We start from the raw sequence: 12,202 nt of genomic DNA, 5'->3' as shown, positions 1-12,202 counted from the left end.
TCTTTGTTCAATGCGTTGCGGCCGGTCCCGCTGCCGCGCGCAGCAGCACGCGCGTCATCAGCACTGCGGCCAGGTGGCGGCGATAGGTGGCATCGGCAAACAGGTCGGAACCGGGCTCGGTGTGCTCGGTACAGGCATGGGCTACGTCGCGTGCCAAGGCCACATCGATGCGCTGGCCCACCAGCCGCTCGGCCTGTGCGGGGAACGCTAGTGGCGTGCCGTCCACGCCCCCCATGCCGATGGCAGCGCGGCTGCAAATTCCGTCCGGCCCCAGCTGCAGCTGGCAGGCGGCCGAGGCCATGGCAAAGTCACCGTGGCGCATGGCTGTTTCTTCGAAGGCCGTGCCGACGCCGCCTCCCGACCACACGGGCCAGTCGATGCCGACCAGGCATTCGGTCTCGCCCACGGCGGTGAACATCGGGCCTAGGAAGAAGACTTGCGCCGGCACCGCGCGCACACCGTCGGCCTCGCTGCGCAGATGCATGGTGGCGCCCAGCACAGCAGCCGCCAGCGGCAGTTCGGCGGACGGGTCGGCATGCACGAGGCTGCCGCCCACGGTGCCGCGGTTGCGGGTCTGAATATGGCCCACCCACCGCAGTGCATCGCGCACGAGCGGCAGAAAAGTGTGCAGTGCCTTGTCGTCTTCCACATCGCGCTGCCGGGTGGCTGCGCCCATGTGCACGCTCTCGGCGCCGATGGCGACCTGCTTGAGTTCGGCCAGGCGGTTGATGTCGACCAGCACAGCGGGGCGCGCCAAGCGCATAGCCATCATCGGCACCAGGCTCTGACCGCCGGCGATGGGCTTGCAGTCGCTGCCGTGGCGAGCCAGCAGCTCGACCGCGTGGTCGGTGCTTTCGGCGCGGATGTAGTCAAACGGTGCGGCCTTCATGTGTCTGGTCTTGCGGTGCGCAAACGCGCCCGTGCTGTGGATTGATGCAGAGTGTCGGCATGGCACCGTGGAGCAGCAACGCAAGAAAGCTCACGTAGCGTCAAATAAACTCACTGACATTCCCACGCCGCCACGGCACCATCTGGCCCTCCATGACTCGCAAACTCCCGCCGATGAATGCGGTCCGCGCTTTTGAAGCTGCGGCACGCCACGTGAGCTTTACGAAAGCTGCGGACGAACTGCACGTGACGCACGGCGCGGTAAGCCGCCAGGTGGCCTTGCTCGAAAGCTGGCTAGGCACCGCGCTTTTCCGTCGCTCGGCTTCGCAGTTGACGCTGACCGATGCCGGGCGCAGCTATGCGGCCGAGGTGACTTCCATGCTCGACCGGCTCGCCGTCGCCTCGATGCACCTGGTGCAGCATGCCGCGCCGACCACGCTGAGCGTGAACGCGCCGCCCACCTTCACTATGCGCTGGCTGATCGCGCGCATGTCGGGCTTTCAGCGCATGCGGCCGGATGTGGAGATACGACTCACCACTTCGCTGTTGCCGGTCAATTTTCAGGAGCACGGCTACAGCGTGGCCATTCGCGGTGCGCACGCGCCGCTGGCTGGCTGCAGATCGCTGCGCTTCATGACCGAGTTGATCGTCCCGGTGTGCCACACGGACCTCGTGGAGAGCGGCGGCCTGCACACGCCCGACGATCTGCACCGCCACACCCTCATCGGCTATGCAACAGCACCCTACACTTGGCCGGAATGGCTGGCGGCCGCGGACGTGCCCAGCCTGCAGAGCGCCAACACGCTGCAGTTCGAGCAGATGTACTTTGCGCTGCAGGCCGCATCCGAAGGGCTTGGTGTTGTATTGGTGCCGCTGTTCCTTGTGGTGGACGACATCGTGTCAGGCAAGCTGTGCGCCCCCTTCGGGCCGCTGGCCGCAATGCAGCGCAGCTACTTCGCCAATATGGCAACGGGCGGAGCCCGCAATCCGATCGTCGACAGCTTCTTCGAGTGGTTGCTGCGCGAGGGGCGCGATACCGAGGACTCGATCAACAGTTGGGCGCGCACCATGACCTGGCAACTGCCGCCACCGCCATGAGGCCGGACTGACGCGCCTGCCGACGAACTGCTGTGACCCGTCATCGCCGATCTTGCCCGACATCCTCGCCGCAGCGCGCCGCCAGCGTCAGGTTTCACAGATTCAGTGCGCGCTCCGCCGTTCCTCGTTATGAATGGGACGGCAGCACGGGGCCGTCATGCCGAGGCCACGGAGGCTCTCAGATGTACGCTCGACACGGCGAGCATGCGAAGCCCAACGGAGCGCCCCGTTAGCTCGTCACCAAGCCAATATACAACTTGACCAGAGCTTTCCTAGCCTTCCAAGCAAGCTGATAAGTCATCTCATTGAATCACCCAACCGGCTCAATAATGATGTCGTCCGGACCCAAGGTTAGAGGCACAGCCCAATTGGCATCTCGCAAAGAGCGCTGGACCAATCCATCAACTCCCAATAGGGTCGCGAATATTGCCATTCGAATTGGCACTCCATTATCTGTTTGTCGAAATATCGCCAAACGTGAATCGCCATCGAGGTCCGTATTTAGATCAAAGGCTCCATCGCGACTGTCACGCGGAAGTGGGTGCAGTACGACGATGTCCGGCCTGCATAGCTCATTCACCCTCTTTTTATTTATCTCATAGGAAGAAAGAAACTCTGGAACAGCCTCGCCGGTGAACCGTTCTTTCTGAATTCTTGTGGTGTATAGGACATCAGCCTCCGTGATGGCCTCCGAAAGCGAGTGAGATACGTCCACGTTATGCCCGCGCTGCGCGATTAGGTGGCAGATTTCCTCTGGCATCTCCAGAGAAGGCGGAGAAACCAAAGAAAAACGCATACGTTTGTACAGCGACAAAAGCTTGATCAGCGAATGAGTTGTGCGTCCATACTTCAAATCTCCAACAATTGCAATGTGAGCGCCATCGATGAGCTTTCCGAGTCGAGAAAACTCTTGTTGGACAGTGTATAAATCTATTAAGGCTTGAGTGGGATGTTCTCCTGCGCCGTCGCCTCCATTGATGACCGGAATGTTTGTCGCGGCAGCGAACTGCCGAACCGATCCTTGGTCGGGGTGTCTGACTACCATGACGTCCGCATAGCCGCTAACGGTTCGACTTGTATCGTGGATCGATTCACCCTTGGCCATGGATGAATATGTAAATCCGGTTGTATCGGAAACTGAACCGCCGAGGCGATTGAAGGCCGAGGCAAAGCTAAGGCGGGTTCTGGTACTTGCCTCAAAAAACAGATTCGCCAAGACCGCACCCTCTAGAACTCGGCAGGTCTTGCGACGGCGTGCAACAGGTTGCATGGCATCCGCCAACGCACAGAGAGCGTCCGCTGATTCCCGCGAAAACTGATCGACGGACAGCAGGTGGCTTAGTACCCCAAATTCTTTATTCGGGACAGTTTCGTCTTGCGTTAAACCGTGATGAGCAGCTGCGGCCGAAACGGCAACGCCTCTCGCGTTGGCCAAAATTTCGGTGATGAATTTCCTGGCAACTTCTGGCATCGCACGAAATTCCTTTGATTCATCAGGAAGCAACCACGTGTCGAGGGCTCGCTTCGTACATCCCAAGCGCAGGGCAAAGGACTCTCTTGTCATGCGCAATGTACGCATTGCGTCGCGTAAAAATGTTTGCTGGGGTGGGTTCATGCACCAAGGATACGCGCTTTGCGTAGTGTTCATGGAAACACATACGCTCAGCGTCCTATGATTCGCTATCGCCGCACTCTCTATTCAGGCGCTAGGTCGCAGGTTGGCGGTGACGCCGACCTTCCAAGAGCACCTGGTGGATTGCGTCGGACCCTGGATCAAGTGCAAGGGCGCGGGCATTGGCCTCCAGAACCCGGCTTTCCGCTGAGATCCACCGCAGCGCGCCTCTGGCCGCTAGCTTTCTGCTCTCAGAGGTATAGCTAACTCAACTAACGCAAACAGTGTGGCAGAAGGTCGTCAATCTGGCTTTGCTGGTGCTTAGGAAGCGGAGTGAAAACGTCTTTCAGATACGCGTAATGATTCATGGCCGTTGAGCTTTTCCGATTGGATCAAGCGCGTGATCGCGGCCGCGCGTGGCAGGCGAATTGCGTTCCGGCGAAGAACTACTTGCGACGTCCCCGTCGCCCAGATTCTGATTTTCTGCTCATCGTGATGATGCTGGATTGTCTAGGTAGCGCATCGGCGCTGCTCAACGCTTCAGGCTGTAGTCGATGGCACTACTGCGGCGCCACGTTCCACAACTTTTTGCGCCGGGCGGTGCAACGTCGCTGTGATCTACCGGGCAAGGCGTTGACGTTGTTCAAGCCGTTGCCCTGGCGTCCCGTTTTTCACCTCGCGCTCAATGGCGTACAACTGGCCAATGAACTCGACCACCGTCGCAGCAATGGTGCTTTTTGCTGTCGCCCACGCCATTGCAGCGCATCCCAATGCGAGCGTTTATCGGTCTGTTCGCACGCGCGTCGAGCAATGGTCGTGACCACCCTCGCTGGAGCGAACCCGCCACTGCCGATGCCTTGTACGTCGGCCACCCTGGAAATCTTGTTGCGCTCGGCGTGGCCCCCGTTCGCTCGGTTAGCATTCCGCGCGGATCTATCTTCTCTGTGATCCATCCAAAATCTCGTATGCCCGCCAAAAAAATAAGCGCGACAAGCAAGTCCGCCCTACCCTTTACTGCGTCTCACGCTAGTCTGCTTGTCGGCGGAACTGACCAGACGCTGCGCAGAGTGACACTGGGCCTGGCCGTACTGGGCTGGGTGCTAGCGGATATTCGCGCGGGCTTTGGCAAATTGGTACACGTGTCGCCGTTCCAGTACGTCGCATTGCAGGCGATCGCACGCGTGACGACCGACGACCCATGGACGACGCAATCCGTGGCCAGGCATTTCCGGGTTACCAAGGCATTCGTGAGCATGGAGCTGAAGCCGTTGATTGCCAAAGATCTGATCCGTGCGGACCCCACCGCGAACGACAAGCGCTCCAAGATTTTCTCGCTGACGGAGCACGGAACCCATGCGCTCGTCGCGCTTGCACCTGTGCAGCAGAAGATCAACGACCTCCTTTACTCCCAGTTCGATTCCGCGGGCCTCGTACAACTGGGTGAGACGATCGAGCGCATGCTGACCGACGCCGAACAGGCGAGCGAGTACCTCAAGCAACTTCTCGCAAGCCGTAAGTTCGAGATCGAGTAAGGCTCAAAAAACCTTGACAGCCCGGAAATTCGATCATATAGTTAAGTCACTTAACTAACTTGATGAGGCCTTGATGCTACGCACTGGAGACGATTACCTGAAGGCGCTTCGAGACGGCCGGCGTATCTACATCGGAAGCGAACTGGTCACCGACGTGACCACCCATCCCGCCTTCAGAAACGCAGCACACAGCTATGCGAGGCTGTTCGACTTCAAGCGCGAGACCGAAGGCATGTCCTTCGAGGAGAACGGCGAACGGCACAGCTTCTACTACAAGCAGGCTCGCACGATCGAGGACTTGGTCTTTCGCAAAAACGGCCACAAATTGCTGGCCGATTTCAGCTACGGCCTGCTAGGGCGCTCGCCCGATCACGTGTCGTCGTTCGTCACCGGCATGACGATGAAGCCCGAGGTCTTCGACGTGCCTGGCCACGGCTTTCCGGACCACCTTCTCGCCTACTACAAGCATCTGCGCGACAACGATTTGTACGTCACCTACGCGGTACACCCGCCGGCCGGCGCCAAGAACTGGAGCCAGGATGCGAAGGCGCACCTCTTCGATTCGCCATCGCTGCAGGTGGTGGCCTCCGACGAGCACGGCATCACGATTCACGGCATGAAGATGCTAGCCACCGGCGGTGCGTTCGTCGACGAAATCTGGATCGGCAACTTGACGCCCATCGCACCCGGCCGCGAGAAGGAAGCGGTGACCTGCGCGATTCCCGTGGCGACGCCGGGCGTGACGCTCTGGTCGCGCAAGTCCATGGAGCGCATGGCCGAGAGCACTTTCGACAACCCGTTGTCTTCGCGCTTCGACGAATCGGATGTCATGCTGTTCTGCGACCACGTCAAGGTGCCCTGGCAGCGTGTCTTCACGATCGGGCACGTGGACCTCAGCCGCGCGATCTACCTGGACACGGCCGGGCACTGCCTGGGCAACCACCAGTCGAACACCCGCTTCTGGGCGAAGCTGCAGTTCATCGTCGGCCTTGCCAACAAGATCGCGCAATCGGGCGGCGTGCGCGGCATCGCCGCGGTGCAGGACACGCTCGGTCGCCTGTCCGCACTGGAGGCGACGCTGGCCGGCATGCTCGACGGCCAGGTGCTGGCGCACGAGGCCATCGGCAATGGCTTCGTCATGCCGAACCGGCGCTACATGTATGCGGCGCTGAACTGGTGCCAGGAGAACTACGTGCACATCTGCACGGCCGTGCGCGAGTTGATGGGCGGCGCCGTCTTCCAGATGCCGGCCAATGTCACGGTGACGCAGGACGAGGCGCTCAGCGATATCTTCGAGAGCTTCTGGTCGACCGAGAAGGAAAGCGCGCTCGACCGTATGAAGCTGTACAAGCTGGCCTGGGACATGCTCGGCTCGGAGTTCGCAAGCCGCCATCTGCAGTACGAGAACTTCTATGCAGGACCGTCGTTCGTGGTGCGCGCCTACAGCATGCGGCTGGCGCCGTGGGCCGCTTTCGACGGCATCGTCGACAAGCTGATGGCCGGCTACGGTCCTGGCACTGGGCGTGAGCCATCGGGTGCACCCCTCACCGATTTCTCCGCGGCCGAAGCCGTCGCTGGCTGAGGAGGGACGCCATGACCACCAAGCGTCCTTGGGATGATCTGATTTCCGGTTCGGACCGCGCGGCGTATGCCGCTGCGGGGTTCGGCGGCGCCGGCGGAATCGGCCGGCGCCCTGCCCTGCTGATCATCGACATGCAGTACCGCACCACCGGCACCGCGCGCGTGTCGATCGAGGATGCCATGCGCGAGTTTCCGACGTCGTGTGGCGAGCGAGCCTGGGCCGCCGCCGACAGGATCGGCCCCCTGCTCGATCTCTTTCGCGACAAAGGCTGGCCTGTTCTCTACCCGCATGTCGCGCCAAAGACCGCCAGCGAAACAGGCCGGCTCGCGGCCAAGGTGCCCAGCATGTGGGGCGTGCCCGCCCAAGGCTACGAGTTCTTCGCGCCGCTGGCGCCGCGCGACGGCGACATCCTCGTGCCCAAAAAACACCCGAGTGCCTTCTTCGGCACCTCGCTGGTCAGCCATCTGGTGGACCTGGGGGCCGACACGCTGGTGATGGTGGGTTGCACCACTTCGGGCTGCGTGCGGGCGAGCGTGGTCGATGCGTTTTCGTATAACTACCACGTGGTGGTGCCCGAAGACTGCGTCTACGACAGAGGTGTCGCGCCGCATCTGATCAATCTCTTCGACATGTCCCAGAAGTATGCGGACGTGATGCCCTGCGAAGACCTCCTGGCCGCGCTGCACGCCGTGCCTGCGCGTCACGACATACCACTGGACAAGAGAACCCCATGACACACAAGTTCGACACCGGGCTGGACCGCTATCCGTTTTCCGCCATCGTGGACCGCCCGGGTTACCGGTGGAAAAACGGCACTGGCCTGGCCGTGTACTTCGCGCTGAACATCGAGGCCTTCGAGTTCGGCCGCAATCCAGGCAACGATTTCACGTCGATGCCGTCGGCGCCTTACCACCGTGGCTACGCCTACCGCGATTTCGGCAACCGCGTGGGGGTCTGGCGGATCAAGCAACTGTTCGACGAGTTCAACATGCCGCTGGCGGTGCTGGCCAACTCGTCGGTGTATGACGCCTACCCTCGCGTGCTGGACGCCTTTCGCGAGCGCGGCGACGAGTTCGTGGGCCATGGCCGGACCAACTCCGAACGCCAGATCGATATGGACGAGGCGCAAGAGCGCCACATGATTTCGCAAGTCGTGAGCAACATGCGCACAGCCGAAGGCCGCGCGCCGGCCGGCTGGCTGGGTCCCTTCATCTCGCAGAGCGCCCGCACGCCCGAGCTCCTGAAGGAGCAGGGGTTCACCTACATGCTCGACTGGTTCTTCGACGAGCAACCGGTCTGGTTCCGCACGGATAACGGCCCCATCCTAGCGGTGCCGTACCCGTCGATGGAACTCAACGACCTGCCGGCCTACGTGAACCGCGGCGCCAGCGACAGCGACTTCACGCGCATGCTGATCGATGCGTTCGACGAACAGCTGGAGCAGTCGAAGACCACGCCGCTGGTCTACTGCGTGTCGCTGCACACGTTCCTGAGCGGACAGCCGCAGCGCATCCGCCAATTGCGCACCGTGCTGGCACACATCCAGTCCAAGCGAGACGGGGTGTGGTTTACCACGCCGGGCGAAATCGCAGGGCATGTGGCTGCCCTGCCCGTGGGCACCGTGCCGGGAGACGAACGCTCATGAGCGCGATCGCATCGATCGGCACCGCCGATCGCACCGAGCGCGAATACAGCGCGCGAGCCCTGTTGGGCGTGGCCGTTCCCCAGGCTAACCCGATCGTCGAGCCGGAGTTTTCCGCGTTGATGCCGGCAGGCGTCGGAGTGATCGCCACGCGCCTGCAGGGCAGCCGCACCGATTCCGGCAATCGCCTAGTGCAGTACCTGGACAACCTCGGCGACAGCCTGGATGCCTTCGATACCGCGCGGCCCGACGCGCTGGGCTATGCCTGCACCGGCACCAGCTACCTCATCGGCCGCGACGAAGAGCTCCGGCGGATCGACGCCTTCTCGGCTGCAAGGGGCTACCCGATCGTCACTTCCGCCGACGCGATCCTTCGTGCGCTCAAATTCCTGGGCGCCTCGCGCATCGCCCTGCTGGCGCCCTACCCCCAGTGGGTGGTCGACGCGAGCCATATCTACTGGGAGCGTGCCGGGCTAACCGTCTCGGGCGCGGCTCGCACGCTGCTGGACACACAAGACACGCGCAACGTGTACCGGGTGCGGACCCGCATGGTGATCGACGCCGCCGCCACGCTGGACACCTCCGGGGCGGATGTGATCCTGATGTCCGGTACCGGTATGCCGACCTTGCGGGCGATCCCCGAGATCGCCCGCATGACCGGCAAGCCCGTACTGTCCTCCAACCTCTGCCTGGCTTGGGCATTGCTCAAGGCCGCAGGTGTCACGCCACCCGCGCCACGCCCCTACATGGGCGAGACGCTGATGGGTCATTGGGTCGAGCGGGCCGGGCTTCTCTAGCCACCGCATCTGTTCACTTCGGAAGGAATCCAGTCATGTCCGCATCCGCAATTCCGCAAACCGTCATATCCAGAGCACTGCGCCGCACCCTGGGCGTATTTCCGACCGGCGTCACGGTGGTGACGGCACTCGGCACCGACGGCCACGCCTTCGGCGTCACGGTCAACTCCTTTGCGTCCGTCTCTCTCGATCCGCCACTGGTGCTGTGGAGTCAGGCCAAGAGCAGCCCCAGCCACGACGAGTTCTCGCGCGCCGGAACGATGGTCATCAACATCCTGTCGGAAAACCAGCGCGACGTGTCGACGCGCTTCGCGCACCCGCATCCCGACAAGTTCGAGGGGGTCGCAAGAAGCGCTGCGCCATGCGGTACACCCGTGCTCATGGGCTGCGCGGCCACGCTGGTTTGCCGCGTCGTCAACCACTACGACGGCGGCGACCACACGATCCACTTGTGCGAGATCGAATCGTTCGAAGATCACTGCCGCCATCCGCTGATTTTCTGCAAGGGCGCTTACGCCGAACTGGCGTCAGCCTGACCTCTCATCCCCGCTCACCTCCGCGCACCCCCTCTCATCCCGCACAAGGACATCGGAAATGATCTATCGTTCCAGCAGCAAAGCACTCAGCGTGCTGCGCGTTCTGCTCCTCACCGTCGTCACCTCAGCAACGACGCTCGCGGCCGCCCAAGGCTATCCGCAGAAGCCCGTCGAACTGATCGTTCCCTACGCTCCGGGCGGCACCAACGACGTGGTAGCGCGGCTCGTGGCTGAAGGCCTTACCACGGAACTCGGCCAGCCGGTGATCATCCTGAACAAGCCGGGCGCCAGCGCGTCGCTGGGCAGCGCCTACGTGGCGCGCGCCCGGCCCGACGGCCATACCCTGCTGCTCGGCAGCCAGGGGAGCCATTCGGCCAATCCGTACCTGTTGCGTAACCTGCCCTACGACGCGTTGAAGGACTTCTCGCCCGTGGCGCTGATTGGGAAGGTCAACAACGTGCTGGTCGTTCCGGCGGCCATGCCGGTGCGCTCGATGGAAGAGTTTCTTGCGTACGCCAGAAAGAACCCGGGCGCGGTGAACTTCTCGCATGCGGGTACCGGCACGTCGATGAGCCTCGCGGGCGAACTATTCAAGCTCAAGACGGGAGTCGACATGGTGTCCATACCCTATCAGGGCTCGGCGCCGGCCACGCTGGCCGTGGTGTCGGGTGAAGTCCAGTCGATGTTCGCCAATACCACCTCCGTCATGCAGCATATACAAAGCGGCAAGCTGCGCCCGCTGGGTGTGACCAGCGGTGTGCGCGACCCGTTGCTGCCGACCGTAAAGACCATCGCCGAGCAAGGCGTTCCGGGCTTCGATATCCAGTCGTGGTTCGGTATCTTCGCGCCGGCGCAGACGCCTCAACCGATCGTCGACAAGTTGAACGGCGTGATCCGCAAGATCCTGGCTCGCCCGGAGACGATGCGGCGTTTTGCGGAGCTGGGTGTGACCGAGGGCTCGATGACCGCCGTGGAGTTCCGCAGCTTCGTGGCCGCCGACAATGCCACGATCCATGCCCTGGTTCAGCAGGCGGGTCTCAAGCCTGAGTGAACCCCCTGGCCTCGCTTACCGCATAGGCATTCAGCCTGCGCACCGTCTCTCGGATGTCGTCTTCGGTGGCGTCGGGATGAATGGCGCAGATTCGCAGAACCGTTCGCCCGTGCAGTTCGGTGGTCAGCACCGTTGCAAATCCATCCCGCAGCGCCCTCTGCGCAACGGCCTTGTTCAAAGCGTCGATCTTCGCTTCGGACAACCCACCTGGCGCATACCGGAAATTGACAATCGCGAGTTGCGCCGAAGTCACGATTTCCCAGTGCTGGTGCTGCCTCAGTTCCTCTTCGGCCCACTGCGCCAATTGAAATCCGTGCTCGATGGCGTGGGCCATGGCATCGGAGCCCGCGACTTGAAGGGTCAGCCAGAGTTTGAGCCCACGCGCGGGCCGCGTGAGTTCGATGCCAAGATCCCAGAAATTGACTTGCCCCTCATCCGTCTCGGTGTCCCGGAGGTACTCGGGCCGCGTATGAAAGGATGCCGACAGAAGAGATCCGTCGCGCACCAGAACCATGCCGCAGCCATAGGTCTGGAATAGCCACTTGTGGGCATCCCAGCTGATGCTGTCGGCCTCCTCGATACCCTTGAGCAGATGGCGATAGAGTGGCGAAACCGCGATGGATGCGCCATATGCCCCGTCCACATGCATCCACAGCTTTTCTCGATCGCACAGGCTACGGATCTCGGGCAAGGGATCGATGCTCCCCGTATTTGTTGTGCCTGCACTCGCGATCACAGCAAAAGGCAGCCGGCCGCCCTTCTTGTCTTCAGCCACCGCCGCAGCCAGCGCATCCACGTCGAGGCGAAACTTGCTATCGCACTTGATGCGGCGGATCTGGTCCGGCAGAAATCCGATGATCTTGAGCCCCTTTGCCACCGAAGAGTGCGTCTGCTCGGAAACATACGCGACCCCCTTCGCACGCTCCTGCGCCGGTAAGCGCTGGTCTCGCGCAGCCACCAGTGCAGTCAGATTTGCCATGGAGCCTCCCGACACGAACAGGCCCCCGGATGATTCGGGCAAGCCCAATTGATCCGCCAGCCACTTGACCAGTTGCTGCTCGATGCAACTGGGCCCGGAGCTCTCGAGCCAGTTGCCAGCATGGGGGTTGTAGACGGCCGTCAGCAAATCGCCGATTGCGGACAACGCAGACGCCGGGCCCGGCACGAAAGCAAAGAAGCGCGGATGGTCTGCCTGTGCTCTGTGGTGGTAAACCTTCTCCACCATCTCATCGATCACTGCGTCGAGCGGTCGCCCTTGCCGTGGCACTCGCATCGCCCTTAGCTCGGAAATGGCCTGCTCATCGGCCAATCGCACAACGTGAGGTTGCGGATTGGCGCGAGATCGCAATACCTGTACGACGGCCGCTTCCAGTTCCCGGGAGCCGACGCACGTGGGGGACTTTATGATATTTTCCATAAATTACAAATCCGCCGAACAGTCATAGTGAATATATTCATTTGACA

Annotated in this window: 12 protein-coding genes; 8 read left to right on the top strand and 4 right to left on the bottom strand. The window is 61.9% G+C overall.

Annotated elements, in window-relative coordinates; genetic code table 11:
- Positions 1-7: 7 nt before the first annotated feature.
- Entirely contained in the window at positions 8-889 is an 882-nt protein-coding gene (locus tag BM133_RS23780; protein ID WP_093439212.1) for an FAD binding domain-containing protein, read from the bottom strand.
- Positions 890-1,062: 173 nt separating this feature from the next.
- On the opposite strand from BM133_RS23780, the gene BM133_RS23775 reads away from it, so the two are divergent.
- Positions 1,063-1,986 (top strand): LysR substrate-binding domain-containing protein, encoded by a 924-nt coding sequence (locus tag BM133_RS23775; RefSeq protein ID WP_177224929.1) that lies wholly within the window; start codon positions 1,063-1,065, stop codon positions 1,984-1,986.
- A 310-nt stretch (positions 1,987-2,296) separates the two neighbouring features.
- Here the strand turns inward: BM133_RS23775 and BM133_RS23770 are convergent, their stop codons facing one another.
- Entirely contained in the window at positions 2,297-3,601 is a 1,305-nt protein-coding gene (locus BM133_RS23770; protein WP_093439206.1) for an aspartate carbamoyltransferase, read from the bottom strand.
- A 269-nt stretch (positions 3,602-3,870) separates the two neighbouring features.
- Positions 3,871-3,966 (bottom strand): transposase domain-containing protein, encoded by a 96-nt coding sequence (locus BM133_RS35790; protein WP_093439203.1) that lies wholly within the window; start codon positions 3,964-3,966, stop codon positions 3,871-3,873.
- Between the two features lie 387 nt (positions 3,967-4,353).
- Here BM133_RS35790 and BM133_RS23760 point away from each other — a divergent pair, with 387 nt between their 5' ends.
- From BM133_RS23760 to BM133_RS23730, 7 genes are all read left to right on the top strand, one after another.
- Positions 4,354-5,130 (top strand): MarR family winged helix-turn-helix transcriptional regulator, encoded by a 777-nt coding sequence (locus tag BM133_RS23760; protein WP_218158401.1) that lies wholly within the window; start codon positions 4,354-4,356, stop codon positions 5,128-5,130.
- A 73-nt stretch (positions 5,131-5,203) separates the two neighbouring features.
- Positions 5,204-6,712 carry a 4-hydroxyphenylacetate 3-hydroxylase family protein gene (locus BM133_RS23755; RefSeq protein WP_093439197.1) on the top strand — a complete coding sequence of 503 codons (1,509 nt, stop codon included), beginning with the start codon at positions 5,204-5,206 and terminating at the stop codon, positions 6,710-6,712.
- Between the two features lie 11 nt (positions 6,713-6,723).
- A complete protein-coding gene (locus BM133_RS23750; RefSeq protein ID WP_093439194.1) occupies positions 6,724-7,446 on the top strand; it encodes an isochorismatase family protein in 723 nt (240 codons plus the stop codon).
- Positions 7,443-8,357, top strand: a complete 915-nt coding sequence (locus BM133_RS23745) for a polysaccharide deacetylase family protein (RefSeq protein WP_093439191.1) — start codon at positions 7,443-7,445, stop codon at positions 8,355-8,357. The genes BM133_RS23750 and BM133_RS23745 overlap by 4 nt, the downstream gene beginning before the upstream one ends.
- Entirely contained in the window at positions 8,354-9,151 is a 798-nt protein-coding gene (locus tag BM133_RS23740) for a maleate cis-trans isomerase family protein (protein WP_093439187.1), read from the top strand. Before BM133_RS23745 ends, BM133_RS23740 begins: the two co-directional genes overlap by 4 nt.
- A gap of 35 nt (positions 9,152-9,186) precedes the next feature.
- Positions 9,187-9,687, top strand: a complete 501-nt coding sequence (locus BM133_RS23735) for a flavin reductase family protein (protein WP_093439184.1) — start codon at positions 9,187-9,189, stop codon at positions 9,685-9,687.
- 58 nt (positions 9,688-9,745) lie between these two features.
- Positions 9,746-10,738: a Bug family tripartite tricarboxylate transporter substrate binding protein gene (locus BM133_RS23730; protein WP_093439181.1), complete on the top strand. Its 993-nt coding sequence runs from the start codon at positions 9,746-9,748 to the stop codon at positions 10,736-10,738.
- Here the strand turns inward: BM133_RS23730 and BM133_RS23725 are convergent.
- Positions 10,725-12,155, bottom strand: coding sequence for a pyridoxal phosphate-dependent decarboxylase family protein (locus BM133_RS23725; RefSeq protein WP_093439178.1), 1,431 nt, complete (start codon positions 12,153-12,155; stop codon positions 10,725-10,727). The genes BM133_RS23730 and BM133_RS23725 overlap by 14 nt on opposite strands.
- Between the last annotated feature and the right edge of the window lie 47 nt (positions 12,156-12,202).

It is taken from the genome of Variovorax sp. 770b2, from assembly GCF_900115685.1.
Classification (GTDB): Bacteria; Pseudomonadota; Gammaproteobacteria; order Burkholderiales; family Burkholderiaceae_C; genus Variovorax.
This window is presented reverse-complemented; position numbering and strand designations above follow the sequence as displayed.

What these genes read in the sequence shown, in the direction of transcription:
- BM133_RS23780 (WP_093439212.1), bottom strand. Translation starts at nt 889, where the DNA reads ATGAAGGCCGCACCGTTTGACTACATCCGCGCCGAAAGCACCGACCAC.
- BM133_RS23775 (WP_177224929.1), top strand. Translation starts at nt 1,063, where the DNA reads ATGAATGCGGTCCGCGCTTTTGAAGCTGCGGCACGCCACGTGAGCTTT.
- BM133_RS23770 (WP_093439206.1), bottom strand. Translation starts at nt 3,601, where the DNA reads ATGAACCCACCCCAGCAAACATTTTTACGCGACGCAATGCGTACATTG.
- BM133_RS35790 (WP_093439203.1), bottom strand. Translation starts at nt 3,966, where the DNA reads ATGAATCATTACGCGTATCTGAAAGACGTTTTCACTCCGCTTCCTAAG.
- BM133_RS23755 (WP_093439197.1), top strand. Translation starts at nt 5,204, where the DNA reads ATGCTACGCACTGGAGACGATTACCTGAAGGCGCTTCGAGACGGCCGG.
- BM133_RS23750 (WP_093439194.1), top strand. Translation starts at nt 6,724, where the DNA reads ATGACCACCAAGCGTCCTTGGGATGATCTGATTTCCGGTTCGGACCGC.
- BM133_RS23745 (WP_093439191.1), top strand. Translation starts at nt 7,443, where the DNA reads ATGACACACAAGTTCGACACCGGGCTGGACCGCTATCCGTTTTCCGCC.
- BM133_RS23740 (WP_093439187.1), top strand. Translation starts at nt 8,354, where the DNA reads ATGAGCGCGATCGCATCGATCGGCACCGCCGATCGCACCGAGCGCGAA.
- BM133_RS23735 (WP_093439184.1), top strand. Translation starts at nt 9,187, where the DNA reads ATGTCCGCATCCGCAATTCCGCAAACCGTCATATCCAGAGCACTGCGC.
- BM133_RS23730 (WP_093439181.1), top strand. Translation starts at nt 9,746, where the DNA reads ATGATCTATCGTTCCAGCAGCAAAGCACTCAGCGTGCTGCGCGTTCTG.
- BM133_RS23725 (WP_093439178.1), bottom strand. Translation starts at nt 12,155, where the DNA reads ATGGAAAATATCATAAAGTCCCCCACGTGCGTCGGCTCCCGGGAACTG.